Consider the following 25,427-nt stretch of genomic DNA (forward strand, 5'->3'; position numbering starts at 1 on the left):
CTCAGTTGAGCTGATCCGCGCCGGGATCGCTGCCGCTCCTGGAGCGCCTACATGCGCCGATCAGCCGAAGGGCGTCGCGAGCATGTCTGAAGATGTCTGGACTCCGCACGGCGCGTACTCCGGCGTTCTACGGACCCGCGACACTACGATGACACTCCGCTTGCCGAGCTGAACTTGCGTAAATGACACGCAGACGAGAATTCATCGGCGTCTCCCGGTATTTGAATCCCGCCCACTATCCTCGCGAATCAACAGAAGTGCTAAGGTTGCGTTCGGTTGGGAGCGCCGCGCAGCATGATCCGTATCTCCACGATTTTCATTGCCGTTTGTATGGTTCTGGTCGCGGCCTCGCTCGGCCTGATCCTGTATTCGGTGGCCGGTATCAGTGGCTCGGAATCGGCGATCGTCGCGCTCACCGCACTGACCTTCCTGATTCTCTACAACGCCGTGTCGATGCGGCTGCGCGACCGCACCGATGTCGGCAGCCAGATCGCCGATCTGTCACGCGGCACCGCCGACCTCGCGCGCCAGGTCGCCGAGTTCGGCCGACGGCTGTCGGCGGTCGAGGGACGCATCGTGTCGTCGAGCTCGGTCAGCGCCGATCGCCTGCAAGGGGTCATCGGCGAGATCAATGAGCTCGGCGGACTGATGAAGCAGCTCGCCGTCACCGTGGCCCAGCACGAGGACCTGATCGCGGCCATCCCGCCGGCAACACCGCCGGGAGCTGGGGCCAGCGCGGTTCGCGACGCCGATCGCCCGCTCCCGGCGACCGCTTCCTCCAGCGGCGCGCTCGAGATGAACGCGCTGCCGTCGAGCGGCGTCGAGCAGAAGGTGGCCGAGACCTCCAAACCGCAGGCCCCGGCGGTCGCTGCCGTGCCAGCAGCCTCCAAGATCACGACGCCAGCTCCGTCGGCGCCGGTTGCCCCCGCCGTGCCGCGCAGCCAGCCGCAGATCCTCGCCGCGGTCAAAGGTGCGATCGAGGACAACCGCCTCGACATCTATCTGCAGCCGCTGGTAACGCTGCCGCAGCGCAAGGTGCGCTTCTACGAGGCCGTAACCAGGCTACGCGACGAGCGCGATCAGGTGGTCGCGGCCGAGGACTTCATCGGCATCGCGGAAGCCGCCGGCCTGGTCGGGCGCATCGACCACATGGTCCTGCTTCGCTGCGTCCAGGTGCTTCGCCGCCTGATGGTTCGCAACAAGGACGTCGGCATCTTCTGCAACATCTCCTCGGCCACCCTGAGCAGCCCTGCAAACTTTTCACAATGCCTCGATTTCCTCGAAGCCAATCGCGCCCTGGCGCCGTCCTTCGTGCTCGAATTCAAGCAGTCGACCTTTCGCAGCCTGGGCCCGACCGAGACCGAGCACCTCGCGGCCCTGGCGCAGCGCGGCTACCGCTTCTCGATCGACCACGTCACCGACCTCCGGTTCGAGCCGCGCGAGCTCGCTGATCGCGGTGTCCGCTTCATCAAGGTTCCGGCCGTGCTGCTGCTCGACCCCAAGCAGAGCTCGGCCTCGGACATTCATCCAACCGATCTCTCCGATCTGCTGGGCCGCTTCGGCATCGACCTGATCGCCGAGCGGATCGAAGGCGAGAACAGCGTCGTCGACCTGCTCGACTACGACGTCCGCTTCGGCCAGGGCTTCCTGTTCGCGCCGCCCCGCCCATTGCGACCGGAGGGCGCATCTGCTACCGGCGATGCCGCCGCCGGCCCATCGGGCGGGCAGGACATCAAGATTCAGGACCCCAATGCCGCCGGCACCACCTCTCTCGACGTGTCACACACCAACGCTCCGACGCGCAGCGGCAATGCCGCCCTCGCCCGCCGTGTCGCCGGCACCATCTGAGATCAGCCGCCTGCCATGACCGTTCTCCGCTTCGAAGAGCGGCTGCGCGATCTTGTCGGCCGCAAGCAGGTTTTGCTGAGCGACATCTGGGGCGTGGTCCATAACGGGCTGGAGTCCTTCCCCGACGCCTGCGACGCGCTGCACCACTTTCGCCGCCAGGGCGGTACGGTGATCCTGATCACCAACGCACCGCGTCCGGCCGATTCGGTCCAGCGCCAGTTGCGCAAGCTCGGCGTCGCCGACGAGGTCTACAGCGCCATCGTCTCCTCCGGCGATTTGACCCGCCACTACGTGGCCGATCATCCCGGCGGCAAGGTGTTCTGGCTCGGCCCCGAGCGCGACAACTCCATCCATCGCGGTCTCGACCTGGCGCTGTCGCCGCTGGAGGAAGCCTCCTACATCATCTGCACCGGCCTCTACGACGACGAGACCGAGACCGCCGAGGACTACCGGCCGATGCTGCTGCGCGCCCGCGAGCGCAGGCTGCCGCTGATCTGCGCCAATCCGGACATCGTGGTCGAGCGCGGCGACCGGCTGATCTATTGCGCCGGCGCCATCGCCGAGCTCTACCGCGAGCTCGGCGGCGAGGTGATCTTCTACGGCAAGCCGCACCGGCCGATCTACGAGCGCGCCATGATGCTGGCCGAGCAGCACGCCGGCCGGCCGGTCGCGCGCGAGGAGGTGCTGGCGATCGGCGATTCCGTCCGCACCGATCTGGCCGGCGCGCACGGCTTCGGCATCGACTGCCTGTTCGTGACCCGCGGCATCCATTCCGAGGAATTCGCCGGCGTCGAGCAGCTCGACCCGGCCTCGGTCAAGGAGCTGTTCGGCCACCCGCCCCGCGCGCTGATGCGCGAATTGAAGTGGTGAACGGATCCTGAAACGAAAAACGCCCGGCCGAGTGCCGGGCGTCTGTCCTGTGGGAGTGGATCAGGCGGGCTTCAGGCCGTCGCCATGTCCGGGAACACCGCCTCGATCTTGGTCTTCAGCGTCGCGGCATTGAACGGCTTGACGATATAGTTGTTCACGCCGGCCTTCTTGGCCGCGATCACGTTCTCGGTCTTGGATTCCGCCGTGATCATGATGAAGGGCGTGGTCGCCAGGTTCGGATCGGCACGGACCTCGCGGAGCAGGTCGTAGCCGGTCATCGGCTCCATGTTCCAGTCGGAGATCACGAGGCCGTATTTCTTGGCGCGCATCTTGTTCAGCGCCATCGAGCCGTCGCTGGCATCGTCGATGTCCTCGAACCCGATCTGCTTGAGAAGATTCCTGATGATACGGATCATGGTGCTGTAATCGTCGACGACGAGCACCGGCATCGTCAAATCAACCGCCATCTTGACTCCCCCAGACGCGAACACAACGCGCAGACTGTTACAAAAACGCTGTTGCGGCACGGGCCGTAACCGACCCCGCCATCCGCTCCGAGCAGTAGCATCAGCCGTTAAACAGCGCGTTAACTGCGCTGCGTCTGCATGTCGCTATTGCTGCGCTGCATGAGCGGAGGAACCCCTTCGGCTTGACTTCGCGGGGCCGGCCGCCCACGGTCGAGGGCAACGCTGCCAGACGGCGGCCCACCGAAATCCGCGAGATATTTCCGTCACATGCCCGATTTCAAGATCATCCGCGATTCCACCCCGCCGTCGGACATCCTCAGGGGCGCGGTGGTGGCGATGGGCAATTTCGACGGCGTCCATCTCGGTCACCGGGCCGTGATCGAGGCGGCGATCGACATGGGCAAGGCCAAGGGGCGGCCGGCGCTGGCGCTGACCTTCGAGCCGCATCCGCGGCGCTTCTTCAGCCCCAATACCCCGCAGTTCCGCCTGACCGACGAGACCGCCAAGCTGCGGCTCCTGGCCGGAACCGGCCTTGCCGGCGCCGTGGTCATGGCCTTCGACAAGGGCCGCGCCCAGACCTCGGCGCAGGATTTCATTCACCATGACCTGATCGGGCGGCTGGGGATCGCCGGAATCGCGGTCGGCTACGACTTTCATTTCGGCAAGGGCCGCGTCGGCTCGCCCAGCCTGCTCGCCAACGAGGCCCCCAAGCTCGGCATCGAGGTCGACATCCAGGCCCATGTCGACATCGACGAGCGGCCGGTGTCCTCGACCGCGATCCGCGAGGCGCTGGCGGAGGGCCAGGTCAGCGAGGCGACCGCGATGCTCGGCGGCCCCTGGTTCGTGAGCTCCGAGGTGATCCACGGCGAGAAGCGCGGCCGCGACCTCGGCTACCCCACCGCCAACATGCGGCTCGACCGTGATTGCGGGCTTCGCCACGGCATCTATGCCGTCCGGGTCGGCCGCGGCCGCGGCGCGAGCCGGGTGCTGATCGACGGCGTCGCCAATTTCGGCCGCCGGCCGACCTTCGACAATGGTGCGCCGCTGCTCGAGACCTTCCTGTTCGACTTCCATGGCAGCCTCTATGGCGAGGTCCTGGACGTCGCCTTCATCGGCTTCATCCGCGAGGAGGCCAAATTCGGCTCCATCGAGGCCCTGATCCGGCAGATGGACGACGACAGCGCCAAGGCCCGCGCTCTGCTGGCGGCCCATCCTGGTCTCTTCCCGCGGCTTGGCGAGATCGGCTGATCCTCCTGCTCCATCGGTGACGTCATTCCGGGGCAGCCCGCCAGGGCTGAACCCGGAATCTCGAGATTCCGGGTTCGATGCTGGCGTATCGCCCCGGAATGACGCTGAACAACGATCCCGCAGCGTTGCTGCCGCAGGATCGCTTTGCGATTTCGCAGGCCCCCTGCTATGAGGGAGCCCCATGTTGATACGGCGCATCATCGGCATTAGCGGCCCGGCTTCCGCCTGAGCTTTGAGCTCGGCGCAAGACCGGGATGTCTCTGCTCGTTCCGCCACCCGCGATCCAAATCGCGTCTCAGCGCCTCATCTCTCAGCCAGCCAGATCACGATGTCCGAAAAGCCGCAAAAGCCCGACGCCCAAAAATCCGACGCCAAGGACTATTCCAAGACCCTGTATCTGCCGCAGACGGACTTCCCGATGCGCGCCGGCCTGCCGCAGCGCGAGCCGGAGATCCTGAAATACTGGGGTGACATCGACCTCTACGGCAAGCTGCGCGAGACCGCCAAGAACAGGCCGAAATTCGTCCTGCATGACGGCCCGCCCTATGCCAACGGCAACATCCACATCGGGCACGCGCTGAACAAGATCCTCAAGGACGTCGTGACCAAGAGCCAGCAGATGCTCGGCCACGATTCCAACTACGTGCCGGGCTGGGACTGCCACGGCCTGCCGATCGAATGGAAGATCGAGGAGGAGAACTACCGCAAGAAGGGCAAGACCAAGCCCGACTTCCGCGACTCCGCCGCCATGGTCGCGTTCCGCAGGGAATGCCGCGCCTATGCCGATCATTGGCTCAACGTGCAGCGCGAGGAGTTCAAGCGTCTCGGCGTCATCGGCGACTGGGATCATCCCTACGCCACCATGACCTATCCGGCCGAGGCCCAGATCGCCCGCGAGCTGATGAAGTTCGCCGCCAACGGCACGCTGTATCGCGGCTCCAAGCCGGTGATGTGGAGCGTGGTCGAGAAGACCGCGCTCGCCGAGGCCGAGGTCGAGTATGAGGACTATCAGTCCGACACGGTGTGGGTGAAGTTTCCGGTGACCTCGCCGGCGCATGGCGCGCTTGCGGGCGCCTCGGTGGTGATCTGGACCACCACGCCCTGGACCCTGCCCGGCAACCGCGCCATCTCATTCTCGCCGAAGATCGCCTACGGCCTCTACAAGGTCACGGATGCGCCCGCCGACAATTGGGCCAAGACCGGCGACATGCTGATCCTCGCCGATGCGCTAGCCGAGGGCGTGTTCAAGCAGGCGCGCGTCACGGCCTATGAGAAGGTGCGCGACATCCCCGGCGATACGCTCGATGCCGTCGAATGTGCGCATCCACTGAAAGGTCTCGCCGGCGGCTACGGCTTCACCGTGCCGCTCCTGCCCGGCGACCACGTCACCGACGACACCGGCACCGGCTTCGTGCACACCGCGCCCGGCCACGGTCGCGAGGACTTCGACGTCTGGATGGCCAATGCGCGCGAGCTCGACGGCCGCGGCATCGCCACCACCATCCCCTACACCGTCGACGAGAACGGCGCGCTGACCGACCACGCGCCGGGCTTCACCGGCAAGCGCGTCATCAACGACAAGGGCGAGAAGGGCGACGCCAACGAGGCCGTCATCAAGGCGCTGACCGACGCCGGCATGCTGCTCGCGCGCGGCCGCCTCAAGCATCAATACCCGCACTCCTGGCGCTCCAAGAAGCCGGTGATCTTCCGCAACACGCCGCAATGGTTCATCGCGATGGACAAGGATATTGCCGACGATGGCAAGGCCAAGTCCGGCGACACCCTGCGTGCCCGCGCGCTGCACGCGATCTCGGTCACGCAATGGGTGCCGGCCGCCGGCCAGAACCGCATCAACGGCATGATCGCCAACCGTCCGGACTGGGTGATCTCGCGCCAGCGCGCCTGGGGCGTGCCGATCGCGGTGTTCGTGCGCGAAAAGAGCGACGGCTCGGCCGAGATCCTGCAGGACGAGACCGTCAACACCCGCATCACCGATGCCTTCGCCAAGGAAGGCGCCGACGCCTGGTACGCCGACGGCGCGCGCGAGCGCTTCCTGGGCTCGCGCGCCAATGAGGACTGGAAGAAGGTCGACGACATCTGCGACGTCTGGTTCGACTCCGGCTCGACCCACGCCTTCGTGCTCGAAGACCCCGTGCACTTCCCCGGCCTCGCCGGCATCAGGCGCAAGGTCGATGGCGGCCGTGACACCGTGATGTACCTCGAAGGCAGCGACCAGCACCGCGGCTGGTTCCACTCGTCACTGCTGGAGAGCTGCGGCACCCGCGGCCGCGCGCCTTACGACGTGGTGCTGACGCACGGCTTCACGCTCGACGAGAACGGCCGCAAGATGTCGAAGTCGCTCGGCAACACCGTCGAGCCGCAGAAGGTGATCAAGGATTCCGGCGCCGACATCCTGCGGCTGTGGGTGTGCGCCACCGACTACGCCGACGACCAGCGCATCGGCCCGGAGATCCTGAAGAACACCATCGAGACCTACCGCAAGCTGCGCAACAGCATGCGCTGGATGCTCGGCACGCTGCATCACTACGAGCGCAGCGACGCGGTCGCGTTCGCCGACATGCCGGAGCTGGAGCGGCTGATGCTGCATCAGCTGTCGCAGCAGGCGGAGACGATCAGCCGCGCCTATGCCGCGTTCGACTACAAGACCGTGATCGCGTCGCTTGCTGCGTTCATGAACACGGAGCTGTCGGCGTTCTATTTCGACATCCGCAAGGACACACTGTATTGCGATCCGCCGTCGTCGGTGGCGCGCAAGGCGGCGCTGACCGCGATCGACCTGATCTGCGATTCCATCCTGAAATGGCTGGCGCCGGTGCTGTCGTTCACCACCGACGAGGCGTGGCGAATGTATCGGCCCGACGCCGAGCCGTCGGTGCATCTGACGCTGTTCCCGGATGCGATGGACGGTTATCGCGACGACGCGCTCGCCGCGAAATGGGAGACCATCCGCAACGTCCGGCGCGTCGTCACCGGCGCGCTGGAGCTCGCGCGCGCCGCCAAGACCATCGGATCGTCGCTCGAGGCCTCGCCGATCATCTATGTGGCCGATCGCTCGCTGCTCGGCACCTTGTTCGATACCGACCTCGCCGAGGTCTGCATCACCTCGAACTACGAGGTCCGCGAAGGCGACGCACCGGCCGATGCGTTCCGGCTCGATGCCGTGCCAGGGGTAGCGGTCGTCGTCGAGAAGGCCGTGGGCAAGAAGTGCGCCCGCTCCTGGAAGATCCTGGAGAGCGTCGGCGACGACAAGGAGTACCCCGACGTCTCCCCGCGCGACGCGCAGGCGCTGCGCGAGTGGAAGGCGCTCGGGGTCGGCGTGTGAGGCTCGCTGGTACGACACCCACAACTGTCGTCCCCGCGAACGCGGGGACCTATAGCCACCGGCGCCTTTGTAGACAAAGACAGATGACCCAGAGCCTTTTTCAACAATCGGCCATCCGCGGTATGGGTCCCGGCTTTCGCCGGGACGACAGCGGTGTTTGCCGCGAGTGGCCCGGCATGATCGCCATCACGCAATGACCTCCCGCCTCCGCCTCGGCCTCATCGCCGGTTTCGCCACCCTGGTCATCGACCAGGCCTCCAAGCTGTGGCTGCTGTACGTGTTCGACCTGCCCAACCGCGGCACGGTCAGGATCACCCCGTTCTTCGACCTCTACCTCGCCTGGAACATCGGCATCAGCTTCGGCTGGCTGCAGAGCGAGAGCGCGCTGGCGCAATATGGACTGATGGCGGTGAAGGCCGTCGCGGTGGTCGCCCTCGCCATCTGGATGGCGAGCGCGGAAAGCAAGCTGGCGACGGCCGCGCTCGGCCTGATCATCGGCGGCGCCATCGGCAACGGCATCGACCGGCTGGCCTATGGCGCGGTGGTCGATTTCGCGTTGTTCCACGTCCAGATCGGCGGCACGGTTTACAACTGGTACATCTTCAACATGGCCGACGTGGCCATCGTTGCCGGGGTGGCGGGCCTGCTGTATGACTCCTTCTTCGGGGCTCCCGCCGCAAAAGCGCCCTGATCCGGGTCGATACCGGCCGGTGCCGATCCAGGGTCAAGAGCCTGATGATCTTCACGTTTTCGAGATCGGCGCGATGCCTGGACGGCCCCCGTCGAATCGAGGATCGCAATCGGTGGGTTCGCGGCCGGTTCGTCGGAGCACGAGCACTGGACAAGCGAGGACAGGGAAAGCCATGCGCAAGACCGAAGTCAGCGGCCGGATCATGACCCACGCGGCCTTTCGCGCTCTGCGCCTGTCGGCGGCTGCGCTTTGCATCGGCGTCATCATGGCCGCGGGCGTCGCCCGTGCCCAGGAGGACGAGGAAGACGACAAGACCTTCGAAGAGAAGATCGTCGACAACCTGATGCGCGGCCTCGGCGGCACCAACATGGAGACGCCGACCATCAATTATCGCGAGCGCTCGCCGCTCGTCGTGCCGCCCAAGCTCGATCTGCCGCCGCCGGCTGCCGCGACCCAGGCCAATGCCCCGAACTGGCCGAAGGACCCCGACGAGCAGCAGCGCCGTGCCGCGGCCGCCGCGCGCAAGAAGGACAACAAGGATCCGGTCAATGCGGCCCGCCCGCTGACCCCGGCCGAGATGAAGATGGGGCGGACGGCCGCCGCCAAGCCGACCGAGCCGATCCAGCCCGGCGTCAGCAACAACCCGATGATGAGCCCGTCTCAGCTCGGCTTCAAAGGCGGCCTGTTCGGCATGTTCAAGGGCAGCGACAGCGAAACCAAGCCGTTCACCAGCGAGCCGCAGCGCGAGAGCCTGACCCAGCCGCCGCCCGGCTATCAGACGCCGTCGTCGAGCTATGCCTATGGCACCGGCAAGCAGGAGCCGATCGCCGGCAAGCAGATGGACATCATGACCGGCAAGGAACGGTGAGGGCGGCTGCTCGCCGGAGCCCCCCGGACTTGCCGCGTTTGCCGGCATTAGTGAAATTTAATGTCTCGCGGCGGCACCATGCCATCGCCGCTTTGTGACGTCGGGCTCCGTCCGGCGCGATGTAGCATGCTGCGCTCAAACCCGATCGCCCCTCCCCGCGGGCCTTCAGAAGGATCATGATGTCCTCGCACCGGTTCATTCCCGTCGCCGCCGCGCTCGTCTCCATCATTGCGTTCACGGCCGGCGCTTCGGCGCAAACGACGTTCGCCTCCGAGCCCCCTGCCAGCTTCACCCTCCCCAACGGCCTGCAGGTCGTCGTGATCCAGGATCACCGCACCCCCGTGGTGACGCAGATGATCTGGTACAAGGTCGGCTCCGCCGACGAGACGCCCGGTAAATCAGGCCTCGCCCATTTCCTCGAGCATCTGATGTTCAAGGGCACCGAGAAGCATCCGGCCGGCGAGTTCTCCAAGACCGTGCTCAAGATCGGCGGCAACGAGAACGCCTTCACCTCGGTCGACTACACCGGCTACTTCCAGCGCGTGCCGCGCGACCAACTGCCCAAGATGATGGAGTTCGAGGCCGACCGCATGACCGGCCTGGTGCTGAAGGACGAGAACGTGCTGCCCGAGCGCGACGTCGTGCTCGAAGAATACAACATGCGCGTCGCCAACTCTCCGGAAGCCCGGCTCAACGAGCAGGTCATGGCGGCGCTCTACGTCAATCATCCCTATGGCCGCCCGGTGATCGGCTGGAAGCCGGAGATCGAAAAGCTCAGCCGCGAGGATGCGCTGGCATTCTATCGCCGCTTCTACGCGCCCAACAATGCGATCCTCATCATCGCCGGCGACACCGACGCCAAGGAAGTGCGTCCGCTGGTCGAGCAGACCTTCGCCAAGATCCCCGCGCAGGGCGACATTCCCGCGCACCGGCTCCGGCCGCAGGAGCCGCAGCCGGTGGCGCCGCGCACGGTCACGCTGGCCGACCCGCATGTCGAGCAGCCCTCGATGCGCCGCTTCTACCTGGTGCCGTCGGCGACGACGGCCGCGCCCGGTGAATCCGCTGCGCTCGACGTGCTGGCCCAGCTGATGGGCAACGGCAGCAACTCCTATCTCTACCGCGCGCTCGTCATCGACAAGTCGCTCGCGATCAGCGCCAGCGCGTCCTATCAGGGCACCTCGCTGGATCCGAGCCAGTTCTCGGTCGCGGCCGCGCCAAGACCCGGCGTGGAGTTCGCCCAGGTCGAGGCGGTGGTCGACAGCGTGATCGCCGAGCTGGCGCAGAACCCGGTTCGCGCCGAGGATCTCGAACGGGTCAAGACGCAGCTGATCGCGGAGGCGATCTACGCCCAGGACAACCAGGCCACGATGGCACGCTGGTATGGCGGCGGCCTCACCACGGGACTGAGCATCGAGGACATCCGGAGCTGGCCCGATCGCATTCGCGCCGTGACCGCCGAGCAGGTGCGCACAGCGGCGCAGAAGTGGCTCGACAAGAAGCGCTCCGTGACCGGCTATCTGATCAAGGACAATGCGGCCAAGCGCGAGGAGAAGCGGTCGTGATGAACACAATGACCTTCGCGCGCCGCTTCGCCTGCACGCTCGCCGTCGCTGCCGCAGCGCTCGCCGTCACGTCGGCTGCACAGGCCGCAACCAAGATCCAGCGCCTGGTCTCGCCCGGCGGCATCGAAGCCTGGTTCGTGCAGGACGCGACCGTGCCACTGATCGCGATGGAATACGCCTTCCAGGGCGGCGCCTCACAGGATCCGATTGGCAAGCCCGGCGTCGGCAATCTCGTCGCCGACCTGCTCGACGAAGGCTCCGGCGATCTCGACTCCAAGACCTTCCACGAGCGGCTCGACCGCCGCGCCATCGAGCTCAGCTTCCAGGTATCGCGCGATCAATTCCGCGGCTCGCTGCGCATGCTGCGCGACAACAAGGACGAGGCGTTCGAGCTGCTGCGCACCGCGCTGACCTCGCCGCATTTCGACAGCGCCGATATCGAGCGCATCCGCTCGCAGGTGATCTCCGGCCTGCGCCGCGAGACCACCAACCCGAGCTCGCTGGCAGGCCGCAAGTTCCTCGAGCTCGCCTTCCCCAACCACCCCTACGGCCGTCCGTCCAACGGCACGCTGGACAGCGTGCCGACGATCACCGTCGAAGATCTCAAGGACTACACCGGCCGCGTTCTCGCCAAGGACACGCTGAAGGTCGCCGTCGTCGGCGACGTCGATCCGGCGACGCTCGGCAAGCTGCTGGACCAGACCTTCGGCGCGCTGCCGGCGAAAGCGACCCTGACGCCAGTGCCTGACGTCATCGCCACCAAGCCGCCGCAGCGCGTCCTCGTCTCGCTCGATGTGCCGCAGACCGTCATCACCTTCGGCGGGCCCGGCATCCGCCGCCACGACCCGAACTTCATGGCGGCCTATGTGGTCAACCACATCCTCGGCGGCGGCGGCCTGTCGTCGCGGCTCTACAAGGAGGTGCGCGAGAAGCGCGGCCTCGCCTACTCGGTCTATGACGCGCTGCTGTGGATGGATCACTCCGCGCTGTTCATCGGCAACACCGCCACCCGCTTCGACCGCGCCAGCGAGACCATCGCCGCAGTCGAGGGCGAGATCCGCCGCATGGCCGAGGAAGGCCCGACCCAGCAGGAGCTCGACGAGGCCAAGTCCTACATCAACGGCTCGCAGATGCTGGCGCTCGACACCTCCTCCAAGCTCGCCCAGGCGATGCTGCAATATCAACTCGACAAGATGCCGATCGACTACATCGAGAAGCGCAGCGAGATCGTCAAGGCCGTGACGCTCGATGACGCCAAGAAGGCGGCGAAGCAGCTCTGGAGCCAGGGCCTGCTGACGGCGGTCGTCGGCCGCACGCCGCAGGCCGCCGCCGAGCCGGTGCAAGCACCGGCCACGGCGCCGATGACCAAGACGAACTGAGCGGGCGGGGCGCTCTCGTCGCGCGACGCTTCGATGTCGCTGACCATCGCTGCCTCCACAAAAATGGTGTCGTCCCGGCCTTGAGCCGGGACCCATACTCCAGGGAGATGTTTGAGGCAGGCAGGTCATTGACACCTCCCGCCTCACGTCGGCTGCGGCGTATGGGTCCCGGGTCGGCGCCGTCAGCCACGCTTCGCGTCGCTGACGGCTTGCCCGGGACGACAGCGGAGGACCGCGCGTCGACTTCCGATAATAATAATTATCTTGCTATTTTTCGGAAATCATGTTCTTCTCCGCCATCCCGCCTCACTGCGGAGGGGCGTTGCGCGCGATCGTCACGACACGCGAGGCGGGGATGCGGTGGCCGCGAGAGGTCGCAGCGTCTTCTTGCGAGGACGCGGACGAACGATCGCTTGCGGACGTGAAGTCGCAGGGTCCTGACACCCCGACGCTGGTGTCACGTTCGCGACGGCGCTAACGCGCCGCGTGGATCATGGTGGCCAACAAGCCCGGCGCACCAGGGAGACTGCGTATAAGCGTGAAGACCACCGCGCGGGGAATGCCGGGATGTCTCGGCTGAACCTGTGGTACCTGCCGCCTGCATTTTTTTCGCAGGCGGGCCATGGGTGCGGCCAGCGCCCGGCATTCCCCGCGCCCTCTGCACTTTCAAGAGGGACGAACTGATCGCAGACCTCGGGCATGAGATGCCGCGAGAACGCAGCGTCATGGCTGAGCTGATCGACACCTGCTGTTTGAGCCGTGAATCCGCCACCCCCACCGCTGTCGTCCCGGACAAGCGGCGACGCGCGCCAGCGCGGCGCTGCGCCGATCCGGGACCCACACTCCGCGGCGTGATGCGGGAGGTGTCAACGACCAGCCTGCCTCAAACTTCTCCCTGGGGTTATGGATCCCGGCGTTCGCCGGGATGACAGTGGAGGGTTTCGCACCGGCCCCTGGCCAACCCGCGACGCAATGGTGTGAACCCGCGCACACCGGCCCTAAACCCGCTATGGTGCGCGCGAAAGCCTCGATTCCACCTGGTGCCCCATGCTGCGGATCTCCCGCGACCTTGCCATCGACGAGAACGACATCGAGATCTCGTTCGTCCGCGCCTCCGGGCCCGGCGGCCAGAACGTCAACAAGCTGTCGACCTCGGCGCAGCTGCGCTTCGACACGACCCGGATCACGCTGCCCGAGGATGCCGCGGCACGGCTGGCGCGGCTGGCCGGCCAGCGCATGACCAAGAACGGCGTCATCGTGATCCAGGCCGAGCGCTTTCGGACTCAGGAGCGCAACAAGGCCGACGCGATCGACCGCCTGCTGGCGCTGTTGAAGGAGGCGATGATCAGGCCGAAGGTGCGGCGCCCGACCAAGCCGACCTTCGGCTCCAAGCAGCGCCGGCTCGAAGGCAAAAAGATCCGCAGCGACGTCAAGGCGGGACGCGGCGGGCGTCGCTTCGACGATTAGTCCGCAACGCTGACACATCCTGCGGGCGGACGCGTCCTGCGCACGCTTTGTTCCTGCTGAAACAGCCCGCTACTACCACGGTGCTTTCACTGCGACCTAGTCTCATCAAAAATGATGAGAGAGGATCGATGTCGGGACAGCGTGCAGCGCAAACTGCTTTTCTTCGCGTTGGACTTGGATGTTGCGGCGCGATGCTGGGCGCGGCCGCCGCGCTCGCGCAGATGGCGCTGCCCTCGCCGAAGCCCGTCGACGGCGCGACTCTCTTCAAGCAGCAATGCGGTGTCTGCCATACGCTGAGCAGCGGCGAACCGATGCGACAGGGACCGCCGCTATCGAAGATCGTCGGCCGCCGCGCCGGATCGATCGACGGCTTCCGCTACTCGGCCGGCTTCGCCAGGGCCGACTTCAGTTGGGACGAAGCCAAGCTCGACGCCTGGCTGACCAACCCGCAAGAGCTGATCCCCGGCGCCGTGATGGCGTATCGCCAGGCCAAGCCCGACGTGCGCGCCGCGATCATCAACTACCTGAAGGACAATTGAGATGGCCAAACCCGTGCATTCCATGATCCGCGTGCTCGACGAGGCCAAGGCGCTCGACTTCTACACGCGCGCCTTTGGCTTGGAGATCGCCGATAGTCTGCGCTTCGACGGCTTCGCGCTGATCTATCTGCGCCATCCGTCATCGCCGTTCGAGGTCGAGCTGACCGTCAACTTCGACCGCAAGGAGCCCTATACGCTCGGCGACGGCTACGGCCATCTCGCTGTCGTGGTCGACGATCTCGATGCCGAGCATGCCCGCTTCGAGCGCGAGAACCTGGCGCCAGGCCCCTTGCGCGATTTCAAGCACAATGGTGCGACGCTCGCGCGCTTCTTCTTCGTCACCGATCCCGACGGCTACAAGATCGAGGTGATCCAGCGCGGCGGCCGCTTCGGCTGAAGCCGCTGAACTACGACCATACATCAACAAAATCACACGGAGGATACCCATGAGAGAAGTCGATCGCCGCAACAAATACGACCGCCGCGTCTTTCTCAAGGGCGCGGCCGCGACCGTGCCGGCCGCGGCCGTCGCCTCCGCGACAGGCCTCGGCGTCACCGACGCCTGGGCCGAGGACGCCAAGGCGCTGACGCCGGCGACCCTGAAGACGCTGGTGAAGGTCGCGCGCGACATCTACCCGCACGACTTCCTCGCCGACCGCTACTACATCACAGCGGTCAAGCCGTGGGACGGCAAGGCCGCCGAGGATGCCGCCGTGAAGGCGATGATCAATGACGGCATCGCCCGGCTCGACCAGGATGCGCGCGACCGCCACAAGGTGCCGTATGCGCAGGTGCCGTGGGAGGTCGATCGCGTCGCGCTGCTGCAAGGGATCGAGCAGACGACCTTCTTCAAGACCATCCGCGGCGACCTCGTCGTTTCGCTCTACAATCAGAAGGAGCTCTGGCCGAAATTCGGCTACGAGGGCTCCTCCGCCGAGCATGGCGGCTACATCAACCGTGGCTTCTCCGACATCGACTGGCTGCCGAAAGCCTGACGCCGGCCAGCACCAAGACAAGAAACACGGAGGAAACCACCATGGCAAGATTCGATCAGAACGATTCGAGCGTCGTCGTCATCATCGGCTCGGGCGCCGGCGGCGGCACGCTCGGCAACGAGCTCGCACAGAAGGGCATCAAGGTCGTCATTCTCGAAGCCGGCAATCGCTACGAGATTCCCGACTTCATCAACGACGAATGGGAAAGCTTCACCCAGCTCGCCTGGACCGACATGCGCACCACGTCCGGCACCTGGCGGGTGGCAAAGGACTTTGCCAATTTGCCGGCCTGGATCGTCAAGGCGGTCGGCGGCTCGACCGTGCACTGGGCCGGCGCCTCGCTGCGCTTCGACGAGCACGAGTTCAAGGCGCGCACCACCTATGGCGGCGTGCCCGGCACGAGCCTCTTGGACTGGCCAGTGACCTTGGCCGAGATGGAGCCGTGGTACGCCAAGGCCGAGTTCAAGATGGGCGTCACCCGCACCAACGACATTCCCGGCCTGCCCGGCAACAACAATTTCAAGGTGCTCGAGGCCGGTGCCCGGAAGCTCGGCTACAAGACCGTGCACACCGGCAACATGGCGATCAACTCGCAGCCGCGCGACGGCCGCGGCGCCTGCCAGCAGATCGGCTTCTGCTTCCAGGGCTGCAAGTCCGGAGCGAAATGGTCGACCTTGTACACCGAGATCCCGAAGGGCGAGGCCACCGGCAATCTCGAGGTGCGGCCGGGCAGCATGGCGATCAAGATCGAGCATGACGCCTCGGGCAAGGTGACCGGCGTGGTCTATGCCGACAGCCAGGGCAAGATGCAGTTGCAGAAGGCCCGTATCGTCGCCGTCGCCGGCAACTCGATCGAGAGCCCGCGGCTGCTGCTCAACAGCGCCTCGAACATGTTCCCGGACGGCCTTGCCAACTCCTCCGGCCAAGTCGGCCGCAACTACATGCGGCACATGACCGGCAGCGTCTATGCGACGTTCGAGAACCCGGTGCACATGTATCGCGGCACCACGATGGCCGGCATCGTCCGCGACGAGGCGGCGTTCAATCCGAAGCGCGGCTTCGTCGGCGGCTACGAGATGGAGACGCTCTCGCTCGGCCTGCCGTTCATGGCGGCGTTCCTCAATCCCGGCGCCTGGGGCCGCAGCTTCACGGCGGCGATGGAGACCTATCCGCGCATGGCCGGCATGTGGCTGGTCGGCGAGGACATGCCGCAGGAGACCAACCGCATCACGCTCGATCCGGCCGCCAAGGACAAGTTCGGCATGCCGGTGGCGTCAGTGCATTTCGACGATCATCCCAACGACGTCGCGATGCGCGCCCACGCCTACAAGCAGGGCTCGGCGATCTACGAGGCGGTCGGCGCCACCGTGACCTATCCGACCACGCCCTACCCCTCGACGCACAATCTCGGCACCAACCGGATGAGCGAGAAGGCCAAGGACGGCGTCGTCAACAAATTCGGCCAGACCCACGACATCAAGAACCTGTTCGTCTCCGACGGCAGCCAGTTCACCACGGGCGCGGCGTGCAATCCCACGCTGACGATCGTCGCGCTGGCGATCCGCCAGGCCGACTACATTGCGGGAGCGATGCAGAAGAAGGAGATCTGAGGGACAAGGTCGTGCGATGGGGCACACTTGGCGCTCCACACTCGGTCAGCGCCTCCCCCGCCTGCGGGGGAGGTCGCATCGCATCAAAGATGCGATGCGGGTGGGGGAACGCTCCGGCGGGACTGCCGCTGTGGCGCCCCCACCCCGCCCTCCCCCGCAGGCGGGGGAGGGAGACGACAGAGCCGGCGTGCGGCTACTCCGCCGCGTCCATGATCGCGGCCGCGGGAAAATCCGGCAGCGCCGCGGTCGCCTTCGCCCGGTAGATCAGACAGGAGCACCTCAACAGCGACGCAAAATTCTTCACCTCGCCGTGATGATCGAGCACCTCGGCGTAGAGCGTGGTCACGAACTTGGCGAGGCTCATGCCCTCCTTGGCGGCGATCTCCTCGAGCGTGTCCCAGAACGCCATTTCGAGCCGGATCGAGGTGCTATGGCCGCCGATCCGCAACGAGCGGGTCTGCGATGCATAGTCGCGCTGAGGCTGGTGTGCGAACAGATGGCACATGGGCTTCCTCCGGCTGATCGTTATTTTTGCGAAACGATATACTGGCCCCGCCCGCCTCACAATCCCGTTGGAGAACGCCGCATTCGTCTGCCGCACTGCGTGAAAAACGCTATTCTCCCGGCAACACAAGTGGCGCCGCGACAGCGGCGTCGCATCAACGTTCCGAGCCGCACCATGCCCGTCCGCCAGCTTCCTGAACAGATCGTCAACCGCATCGCCGCCGGCGAGGTGGTCGAGCGGCCGGCGAGCGTGGTCAAGGAGCTGGTCGAGAATGCGATCGATGCCGGCGCGAGCCGCATCGACATCTTCACCGATGGCGGCGGCCGGCGAAAGATCGCGATCACCGACGACGGTGGCGGCATGACTGCGGCCGATCTTGCGCTCGCGGTCGAGCGCCACGCGACCTCGAAGCTCGACGACGAGGACCTGCTGCAGATCCGTACCCTCGGGTTCCGCGGCGAGGCGCTGCCCTCGATCGGCTCGGTGGCACGGCTGTCGATCACGACGCGGCACAAGAGCGAGCCGCATGCCTGGGCGCTCGCGGTCGACTGCGGCGACAAGTCTCCGATCGTGCCAGCCGCGCTCAACCAGGGCACCCGCGTCGAGGTCGCCGATCTGTTCCACGCCACGCCGGCCCGGCTGAAGTTCCTCAAGACCGACCGCACCGAGGCCGAGGCGATCCGCGAGGTGGTACGGCGGCTGGCGATGGCGCGACCCGACATTGCGTTTACGCTGGCCGGCGAGGAGCGCGCGCCGGTGACCTGGGCGGCCACGCTGCCCGGCGCGCCGGGCCAGCTGACGCGGCTTGGCGACATTCTCGGCGCCGACTTCCGTAGCCATGCGATCGCCGTGCGCAGCGAGCGCGATCATGTGATGATCGAAGGCTTCGCCGCGGCGCCGGCGCTGACGCGGGCCAATGCGCTCGGACAGTATCTGTTCGTCAACGGCCGGCCGGTACGCGACAAGCTGATCCTCGGCGCGGTGCGCGCAGCCTATGCCGACTATCTGCCGCGCGACCGCCATCCCGTGGTGGCGCTGTTCGTGACGCTCGACCCGCGCGAGGTCGACGCCAACGTCCATCCGGCCAAGACCGAGGTGCGCTTCCGCAATGCCGGCCTCGTGCGCGCGCTGATCATTCACGCGCTGAAGGAAGGCCTCGCCCGCGAGGGCCGCCGCACCGCGGCCAATGACGGTGGCGCGACCATCGCCGCGTTCCGCCCGGCGTTCACGCCGCAGCCGCGGCCTGCCAATTGGGATTGGCAACGCTCGCCGTCGGCGCCCGTGATGCCGCACTTCGGCGGCTCGTTCCCATCGGCCGCGCCCTCGCCCGCTGCCACATCATTTGGTCTCGCCGAGTCGACGCAGTCCGCATTCGACGTCGGCACGCCGCGCGCCGATCTCCGGCTGCATGAGCAGCCGGCCGCGCCCGACCTGCTCGACCGCCCGCTCGGCGCCGCGCGTACGCAGATCCACGACACCTACATCGTGGCGCAGACCCGCGACGGCCTTGTCATCGTCGACCAGCACGCCGCGCATGAGCGCATCGTCTATGAGCGGCTAAAGGCCTCGCTCGCCGCGCATGGCGTGCAGCGGCAGATCCTGCTGATCCCCGACATCGTCGAGCTCGATGAAGCCACAGTCGAGGCGCTGCTCGCGCGCTCCGACGAGCTCGCCTCATTCGGGCTCGCGATTGAATCCTTCGGCCCCGGCGCCGTTGCCGTGCGCGAGACCCCGTCGCTGCTCGGCAAGATCAACGCATCCGCGCTGCTGCGCGATCTCGCCGAGCATATGGAGGAATGGGGTGAGGCGCTGCCGCTCGAGCGCCGCCTGATGCACGTCGCCGCCACCATGGCCTGCCACGGCTCCGTCCGCGCCGGCCGCCGCCTCAAGCCGGAGGAAATGAACGCGCTGCTCCGCGAGATGGAGGACACGCCCAACTCCGGCCAATGCAACCACGGCCGCCCGACCTACGTCGAGCTCAAGCTCGCCGACGTCGAGAAGCTGTTCGGGAGGAGATAGCGGCCACGAATTGGAGCACGACGAGAGCGACAAACTGGCTGTCGTCCCGGGCAAGCCACCGGCAACGCGCAGCGTTGTCCGGCGGCGCCGACCCGGGACCCATACGCCGCAGCAGAAGTGGCGTGCGAGTACGCCGTCGCGAGCGTCGCGCGTCCCAACCCGATCCCGTGGTTATCAGCCCCTGCGTTCGCAGGGGCGACAGTGAGCAAGGATCACGCGCTGCGCAAAAATACGAACTCGGTGTCGTCATAGGCGCGGCGTTCGAGCTCGGTGAAGCCTTCGGGCACCTTGAACGCGGCGGCCTTGGACTCCTCGACGACCAGAAGCGCCGATGGCACCAGCCAGCCGCCGTCGCGCAACGCGGCCAGCGCCTTCTCCGCCAGGCCCTTGCCATAGGGCGGGTCGAGGAACACCAGCGAGAACGGCTCGACCGGATGCGCAGGACCGAGATCGGTGGCATCGCGGCGGTAGACCTTGGTGACACCGCCGAGGCCGAGCGCCTCGACATTGTTGCGCAGCAGCGCCCTTGCCTCGGCGCCGTTGTCGACGAACAGCGTGAACGCCGCACCGCGCGAGACAGCCTCGATGCCGAGCGCGCCGGTGCCGGCAAACAGGTCGAGCACGCGCGCGCCGGCGATCGGATCGTCGTAGGCGTGGACGAGGATGTTGAACAGCGCCTCGCGCAGCCGATCCTGCGTCGGCCGAATCTCGCGCGACGCAGGCGAAGCGATGTTGCGGCCTCTCAGCCGTCCACCGACGACACGCATCGCAACGCCCTACTCGTCCTGCGGCGTGATATCGCGCTTGCCGTGATAGCCGCGCTTCGGCCGCCGTGGCGGGCCAGAAAAGCGCGCCTCGGCCTCGTGGCGCTCGCGCGCCTCGTCGCTGCCGGTACGCTGGACCAGCACGCGGCGGCCCTTGCGATCGGCGACCACCTCGCGCTTCGGCTTGGGCTTCGGATCCGGCAACGGCTCGCGATTGCCCTTGCCGGCTGGACCGAGATCGGCGCCCGATTGCGCGATGACCTTCTCGCCGAGCTGCTCGCGCAGAACTCGCGTCTTGACCTCCTGCACCTCGCCCTCGGGCAGCTCCAAAAGCTGGAATGGGCCGTAGGAGACGCGGATCAGGCGGTTCACCTCGAGGCCGAGATGAGCGAGCACGTTGCGCACCTCGCGGTTCTTGCCCTCGCGGATCGCAACCACGAGCCAGACGTTCGCACCCTGGTCGCGTTCGAGCGTGGCTTCGATCGGTCCGTATTTGACGCCGTCGACCTCGACGCCTGCGGCGAGCTGATCGAGCTGCGCCTGCGTGATCTCGCCATGGGCGCGAACGCGATAACGCCGCGTCCAGCCGGTGTCCGGCAATTCGAGCACGCGCGCCAGCCCGCCGTCATTCGTGAGCAGCAGCAGGCCCTCGGTGTTGAAGTCGAGCCGGCCGATCGAGATCAGCCGCGGCAGGCCCTCGGGCAAATTGTCGAATACCGTCGGTCGCCCCTCCGGGTCGCTGTGCGTCGTCATCAGCCCGCGCGGCTTGTGATAGAGGAACAGCCGGGTGCGCTCGCGCTCCGGCAGCGGCGCGCCGTCGACCTGGATGACGTCGTTCTCGGTGACGTCGAGCGCCGGCGAGTTGATGATGCGGCCATTCACCGTCACGCGGCCCTGCGTGACCATCTCCTCGGCGTCGCGCCGCGAGGCCAGCCCTGCGCGCGCCAGCACCTTGGCGATGCGCTCGCCCGCCTTCTTCGGCGCGGCCGGCTCGGCCGCGACGCGGGGGCTGCGCTTGTCCGTCTCCGGCTTGCGCTCGCGATAGGCGCCGCGGCCGCCGAACGCCGGGCGCTTGGCGAAGACCTTGCTGTCGTCCTCGTTGTCGCGGCGCGGCCGCTCGGAGAAGCCTTCGCCGCCGCGGCGCTCGCTGCGCGGATGCTCCTGCCAATCGGTGCGGCCCTCAGGACGGCGACGCGGCTTGTCGAAGCCGCGGTCGTCGCCGCGATCACGCGGACGATCGAATTTCGGCCTGTCGAACTTCGGCTTGTCGAACTTGGGACGATCCTCACGGCTGCGCTCGGTGCGCGGCCGGTCAAAGCTGCGCCCGCCTTCTCGCGACGGACGCGCACTGCGCTCCGGACGATCTCCCTCCGCGCCGCGCTTCTGCCACGGCTTGCTCTCGCCACGGGCCGGACGATCGCCAAATTCCTTGCGCGGACCACGCGGTCCGGCCCCGAACTTGCGTTCGCCACGATCGCCATCAGCACCGCGGGAAAACTTCCTTTCGCCGCCGAACTTGCGCTCCGGCCGATCGCCGCTGCGCGACGGACGGTCGCCAAAGCTGCGCTCCGCCCGCGGCCGGTCGCTGCGATCGCGGGCGCCTTCGCCGCGCGGCGTATAGGGCCGCTTGTCACCGTCACGCTCGCGCGCGGCGTAGGGCTTGCGCTCGCCGAACTTGCGCTCGGACGATCGCCCGGCAGGACGAGCCTCGTCGCGACCAGTGCGCGGCGTATAGGGACGCTTCTCGCCGCCTCGCTCGTCCCGATCGAATTTGGGCCGGTCACCCCGCGGCTTGAAGGCGCGCTTCTCGCCATCGCCGTCCCGCGCCGGGCGAGCGGCATAGGGCCGATCGCCACGCGGCCGCTCATCGCGGTTGAACCGTGGCTTGTCGCCAAAGGATTTGCGCGGCGCATCGCCCTCGTCGCGGCGGCGCGGCGCGCGGCCCTCGTCGAAGGCGCGCTTGCCCCGGCCACCCGCTTCCTTGTCGCCGAAACCGCGCTTGGCGAACTTCTTCTCCGGCCCGCGTGCGGCGCCCGAGCGTCCCTTGCCGCCCTCGGACCGCCCCCGCGGGGCGCCGCCGCGGCGGCCGCGGGAATCGTTGTCTTTGTCGGTGGTGCGGGGCATGAAGGTCTCACTTCGAGGTGCAGGACGAGGCGTGAACCGCGCGCTTCTGAAGCAGCGCATGTCACGCAGGAAATCGGGGTCCGGTTGTGCTGAAGGGCGATCCAGTAGCAGACTTGGGCCGGCGTGACGAGCCATGAACGGCCCTTCTTTCATGGATTTGGCGCTGAAAGCGGCCGAATCGGCCGCACTTTCCGGCGAGGTGCCGATCGGCTGCGTCGTGGTGCGGAACAACGCGGTCATCGCCACCGCCGCCAACCGCACTTTGACCGACCGCGACCCGACCGCGCATGCCGAGATCCTGGCACTGAGGCAGGCGGCCCAGGTCGTCGGCAGCGAGCGGCTGGTCGAGTGCGACCTCTACGTCACGCTCGAGCCGTGCACGATGTGCGCCGGCGCGATCTCCTTCGCGCGCATCCGACGGCTGTATTACGGGGCCGCCGATCCGAAGGGCGGCGCGGTCGAGTCGGGCGTGCGCTTCTTCACTGCGCCGACCTGCCATCACGCGCCGGAGGTCTATTCGGCCGTGGGCGAGCAACAGGCGGCACTGATGCTCAAGGAGTTCTTCAAGGCGCGGCGATGAGGCTCGGTCAGCCTATGCAGCCGCCTCGTTGCGCAGCGCGCGAAAGCTCATGCGAACAGGGAGGCTGGAGACGCCGCTCATGAAGGGCGACCGCACCCGGCGCACCCGCCCGGCCAGTTCGATCCGCTCGGTCCGGCGCAGCAGCTCCGCAAATAGGGCCCGCATCTGCATCCTCGCCAGCTGCAGTCCCATGCAGATGTGCGGGCCACGGCCGAAGGCGATGTGCGGGTTCGGACTGCGATCGATCCGGAACGCTCCGGCATCCTCGAACACGGCCTCGTCGCGATTGGCCGAATGGAAGAACAAGGCCAGCGCATCGCCTTCGCGAATGCGTTGCCCCGCGACCTCGGTGTCGCGGACCGCGGTGCGCATGAAGTGCCGCACCGGCGAGGTCCAGCGCAGCATTTCCTCGATCGCCGGATCGAGCAGCTCGGGCTCGGCCCGCAGCCGCGCCATCTGCTCGGGCGCTGCAAGCAGCGCCGCCAGGCCGCCGGCCAATGCGAGCGCCGTCGTATCGTGGCCCGCCGTGACCAGCAGGATGAAGTAGGAGATCAGCTCGTAATGCGGCATCGCTGCGCCATGCGGCGCGGCATGCGCAATCAGGCTGGCGAGATCGTCGCGCGGCTGGGCGCGCCGATCGGCCACGACGGCTTCGAAATAATCGCGCAGCGCCAGCATGGCCGTCCGCATCGTATCGCCCGGCGACTCGGCCAGACGGCGCTTCGGATCCTCGGCGCCCACGAAGGCCTGGGCCAGCCGCGCAAGCCGGGCATCGTCGGCCTCCGGCGTGCCCAGCATGCGGCCGATCACCCGGAAGGTGAAGGGCAGCGCCACGTCAACAGCGAAATCGCATGCGTCCCCGTGCGCGGCAACCCGGTCGACGATCTCGGCTGCCCATTGTGCCAGCCAGGTTTCCATCGCGCGCAAGGCCGGCGGCGCGAACGCCGCCTGGATGATGGCCCGATAGACACCATGATCCGGCGGATCCATCTCGGTCAGGCCGCGCACGAGTTGCGGCTTGCCGGTGACACGCTGCAGCACGGCCTCGGCGGTCTCGCTGGCAAGATAGGTGCGCGGGCCCGCGGCAAACTCCCTGCTTCGGGTCTCGATCGAAACGATGTCGGCGTAGCGCATGACGGCCCAGAACGGGCGCACGCCCTCACGCTCCACCCAATGCAGCGGTGACCGTCTGCGGAGCAGCGCGCAGGCCCGTTCGAGCCGCGCGGGACTGGCGTGACCTTGCGAGGAGATCAGCACGTCGATCGCGCTGTCGATGGCAGCGCTGTGACCGGCTTTCGAAGCAGGCGGCGGAGCTGCCGACATCAGCGCGAGAGCCCCGCCTGCGGCTGAGCGGCGTGAGGCGGCCGGCGTACCAGGAGCGTGAATTCCTTCATGCCATAGTTGCCGGCGATCTCGACTGCCGCTGCAAATTCCTGGTCGCAATAAGCGGCCCAAACGTCCGGCGCCGTGCGATACAGGCGCGCCTTGGCGGGATCGCCGTCCTGCTCCTCGTCAGCGGCAGCTCGCATGAAATTGACCGCAAAGCCGCGCCGGCTGGTCGCGAACATGCGCTGCAACATGGCCTTGATGTAGCCTTCCCAGGCGTCGCGCGAATAGCCGACATTGACGTTCATGATGCCGGAGGCGACCGAATAGTCGGCGATGCGCGGGCTCTCCGAAGCGACGACGAAGCGCCGCAAGGGGGCGGCGAAGCGGCGCCGCGCCCGGCTGATCATGGCGCGGGACAGGTCGATGCCGAGATAGTCAATCTCACAGGACGCAAATCGCGATTCAAGAAACGGCACCAGCGCGCCATAGCCGCAGCCGATGTCGTTGAGGCTGAACGGCGCCGACGCATCGCATAGCTTCATTAGCTGCACGAAGCGCAGGCCCTGCGTCGCTTCGCACGACCAGTCGACGCCGCGCGGCGTCGCGCCATGACGCGCGACGCACGCTGTGTAGTAGGCATCGACGTCGGAGCAGATGGCTTCACCAGAAGGAGCCTCGTGTCCGACGACGCTGCCCGAGGTCCCACTCATTTCTTCTTGCCGCGCTTCTGAACACGCCTGGTGCGCGCAACCTCGGCCAGATTCTGACGCGCCTCCCGTCCGGGAGTGGTCGGTATCGAAACGATCACGTGCGTTTCGAGCGAGAAAACGACCGGACGGCCTTGCGTAACCGTCACCCGAGGATCGTCCGCTGCCGAATGGCAGACGATCGAAACAGGCAAGGGCTTCTCGGATTCGAGGTCGTCCTTGAAAGCACGGATGACACGGTCGTGACCATTCACGCCATCATGATCCGACGGATAGGTCCTGAGGTGTTCCAAGAAGCGGTACCAGCGGCGACGCTCAGTCCAATCCTGCGGCACGATTCCCAGCAAGGCGAAAGACTGCTGCAAACCATGCTGCAGGGAAAAAACTCCGAACTCGCGCTGCAGCTCGACCATCTCCGGCAATGCTTCGGCCTCGAAACGCCTATTCAACTGCACCAAAATATCGAGTGTCGTACTGTCTTTAATCATCATCCCCATGTGCCCAGCCCTCCT

The 25,427-nt window shown here is 66.8% G+C and carries 22 protein-coding genes; 15 read left to right on the top strand and 7 right to left on the bottom strand.

Features of this window, described 5'->3' with window-relative positions; translation table 11 throughout:
* Positions 1 to 294: 294 nt before the first annotated feature.
* Both QX135_RS12805 and QX135_RS12810 read left to right on the top strand, forming a co-directional pair.
* Positions 295 to 1,848 carry an EAL domain-containing protein gene (locus QX135_RS12805; protein ID WP_316181757.1) on the top strand — a complete coding sequence of 518 codons (1,554 nt, stop codon included), beginning with the start codon at positions 295 to 297 and terminating at the stop codon, positions 1,846 to 1,848.
* A gap of 15 nt (positions 1,849 to 1,863) precedes the next feature.
* Entirely contained in the window at positions 1,864 to 2,718 is an 855-nt protein-coding gene (locus QX135_RS12810; RefSeq protein ID WP_315736596.1) for a TIGR01459 family HAD-type hydrolase, read from the top strand.
* A 71-nt stretch (positions 2,719 to 2,789) separates the two neighbouring features.
* On the opposite strand, the gene QX135_RS12815 is transcribed toward QX135_RS12810, so the two are convergent.
* Positions 2,790 to 3,185: a response regulator gene (locus QX135_RS12815; protein WP_315736595.1), complete on the bottom strand. Its 396-nt coding sequence runs from the start codon at positions 3,183 to 3,185 to the stop codon at positions 2,790 to 2,792.
* Positions 3,186 to 3,452: 267 nt separating this feature from the next.
* Between QX135_RS12815 and QX135_RS12820 the strand changes: the two genes are divergently transcribed.
* From QX135_RS12820 to QX135_RS12870, 11 genes are all read left to right on the top strand, one after another.
* Positions 3,453 to 4,433, top strand: a complete 981-nt coding sequence (locus QX135_RS12820; RefSeq protein ID WP_315796098.1) for a bifunctional riboflavin kinase/FAD synthetase — start codon at positions 3,453 to 3,455, stop codon at positions 4,431 to 4,433.
* A 328-nt stretch (positions 4,434 to 4,761) separates the two neighbouring features.
* Positions 4,762 to 7,776 carry an isoleucine--tRNA ligase gene (gene ileS / locus QX135_RS12825; RefSeq protein WP_316181759.1) on the top strand — a complete coding sequence of 1,005 codons (3,015 nt, stop codon included), beginning with the start codon at positions 4,762 to 4,764 and terminating at the stop codon, positions 7,774 to 7,776.
* Between the two features lie 193 nt (positions 7,777 to 7,969).
* Positions 7,970 to 8,467 carry a signal peptidase II gene (gene lspA / locus QX135_RS12830; RefSeq protein WP_316181761.1) on the top strand — a complete coding sequence of 166 codons (498 nt, stop codon included), beginning with the start codon at positions 7,970 to 7,972 and terminating at the stop codon, positions 8,465 to 8,467.
* A 202-nt stretch (positions 8,468 to 8,669) separates the two neighbouring features.
* Positions 8,670 to 9,335, top strand: coding sequence for a hypothetical protein (locus QX135_RS12835; RefSeq protein WP_315779376.1), 666 nt, complete (start codon positions 8,670 to 8,672; stop codon positions 9,333 to 9,335).
* 176 nt (positions 9,336 to 9,511) lie between these two features.
* Complete coding sequence (locus tag QX135_RS12840; protein WP_315779026.1) at positions 9,512 to 10,897, top strand: pitrilysin family protein; 1,386 nt, start codon at positions 9,512 to 9,514, stop codon at positions 10,895 to 10,897.
* Positions 10,897 to 12,276: a pitrilysin family protein gene (locus tag QX135_RS12845; RefSeq protein ID WP_315796095.1), complete on the top strand. Its 1,380-nt coding sequence runs from the start codon at positions 10,897 to 10,899 to the stop codon at positions 12,274 to 12,276. The genes QX135_RS12840 and QX135_RS12845 overlap by 1 nt, the downstream gene beginning before the upstream one ends.
* 1,047 nt (positions 12,277 to 13,323) lie before the next feature.
* Positions 13,324 to 13,743, top strand: a complete 420-nt coding sequence (gene arfB, locus QX135_RS12850; protein WP_315777980.1) for an alternative ribosome rescue aminoacyl-tRNA hydrolase ArfB — start codon at positions 13,324 to 13,326, stop codon at positions 13,741 to 13,743.
* A gap of 221 nt (positions 13,744 to 13,964) precedes the next feature.
* Positions 13,965 to 14,282 (top strand): c-type cytochrome, encoded by a 318-nt coding sequence (locus QX135_RS12855; protein ID WP_315796610.1) that lies wholly within the window; start codon positions 13,965 to 13,967, stop codon positions 14,280 to 14,282.
* Between the two features lies 1 nt (position 14,283).
* Positions 14,284 to 14,679, top strand: coding sequence for a VOC family protein (locus QX135_RS12860; protein ID WP_315796092.1), 396 nt, complete (start codon positions 14,284 to 14,286; stop codon positions 14,677 to 14,679).
* A 49-nt stretch (positions 14,680 to 14,728) separates the two neighbouring features.
* Positions 14,729 to 15,277: a gluconate 2-dehydrogenase subunit 3 family protein gene (locus QX135_RS12865; RefSeq protein WP_316160525.1), complete on the top strand. Its 549-nt coding sequence runs from the start codon at positions 14,729 to 14,731 to the stop codon at positions 15,275 to 15,277.
* A 41-nt stretch (positions 15,278 to 15,318) separates the two neighbouring features.
* Positions 15,319 to 16,887 carry a GMC family oxidoreductase gene (locus QX135_RS12870; RefSeq protein WP_316234105.1) on the top strand — a complete coding sequence of 523 codons (1,569 nt, stop codon included), beginning with the start codon at positions 15,319 to 15,321 and terminating at the stop codon, positions 16,885 to 16,887.
* 193 nt (positions 16,888 to 17,080) lie between these two features.
* Here the strand turns inward: QX135_RS12870 and QX135_RS12875 are convergent, their stop codons facing one another.
* Positions 17,081 to 17,392 carry a ribbon-helix-helix domain-containing protein gene (locus tag QX135_RS12875; protein WP_315754714.1) on the bottom strand — a complete coding sequence of 104 codons (312 nt, stop codon included), beginning with the start codon at positions 17,390 to 17,392 and terminating at the stop codon, positions 17,081 to 17,083.
* Positions 17,393 to 17,566: 174 nt separating this feature from the next.
* On the opposite strand from QX135_RS12875, the gene mutL reads away from it, so the two are divergent.
* Complete coding sequence (gene mutL / locus QX135_RS12880; protein ID WP_316234106.1) at positions 17,567 to 19,411, top strand: DNA mismatch repair endonuclease MutL; 1,845 nt, start codon at positions 17,567 to 17,569, stop codon at positions 19,409 to 19,411.
* A gap of 212 nt (positions 19,412 to 19,623) precedes the next feature.
* Here the strand turns inward: mutL and rsmD are convergent, their stop codons facing one another.
* Both rsmD and QX135_RS12890 read right to left on the bottom strand, forming a co-directional pair.
* A complete protein-coding gene (rsmD, locus tag QX135_RS12885) occupies positions 19,624 to 20,178 on the bottom strand; it encodes a 16S rRNA (guanine(966)-N(2))-methyltransferase RsmD (protein ID WP_315777975.1) in 555 nt (184 codons plus the stop codon).
* A 9-nt stretch (positions 20,179 to 20,187) separates the two neighbouring features.
* Positions 20,188 to 22,299 (bottom strand): pseudouridine synthase, encoded by a 2,112-nt coding sequence (locus QX135_RS12890; protein WP_315779039.1) that lies wholly within the window; start codon positions 22,297 to 22,299, stop codon positions 20,188 to 20,190.
* A 133-nt stretch (positions 22,300 to 22,432) separates the two neighbouring features.
* Between QX135_RS12890 and QX135_RS12895 the strand changes: the two genes are divergently transcribed.
* Positions 22,433 to 22,879: a nucleoside deaminase gene (locus tag QX135_RS12895; RefSeq protein WP_316234107.1), complete on the top strand. Its 447-nt coding sequence runs from the start codon at positions 22,433 to 22,435 to the stop codon at positions 22,877 to 22,879.
* Positions 22,880 to 22,891: 12 nt separating this feature from the next.
* Here the strand turns inward: QX135_RS12895 and QX135_RS12900 are convergent, their stop codons facing one another.
* The 3 genes from QX135_RS12900 to QX135_RS12910 are packed head-to-tail and all read right to left on the bottom strand — an operon-like array spanning position 22,892 to position 25,412.
* On the bottom strand, positions 22,892 to 24,202 hold the full coding sequence (locus tag QX135_RS12900) for a cytochrome P450 (protein WP_316234108.1): 1,311 nt from the start codon (positions 24,200 to 24,202) through the stop codon (positions 22,892 to 22,894).
* Positions 24,202 to 24,918, bottom strand: coding sequence for a class I SAM-dependent methyltransferase (locus tag QX135_RS12905; RefSeq protein ID WP_316160533.1), 717 nt, complete (start codon positions 24,916 to 24,918; stop codon positions 24,202 to 24,204). The genes QX135_RS12900 and QX135_RS12905 overlap by 1 nt, the downstream gene beginning before the upstream one ends.
* Complete coding sequence (locus QX135_RS12910) at positions 24,915 to 25,412, bottom strand: hypothetical protein (protein ID WP_315754702.1); 498 nt, start codon at positions 25,410 to 25,412, stop codon at positions 24,915 to 24,917. The genes QX135_RS12905 and QX135_RS12910 overlap by 4 nt, the downstream gene beginning before the upstream one ends.
* Positions 25,413 to 25,427 lie beyond the last annotated feature (15 nt).

Origin of the sequence: Bradyrhizobium sp. SZCCHNR1098 (genome assembly GCF_032489375.1) — a bacterium.
Classification (GTDB): Bacteria; Pseudomonadota; Alphaproteobacteria; order Rhizobiales; family Xanthobacteraceae; genus Bradyrhizobium.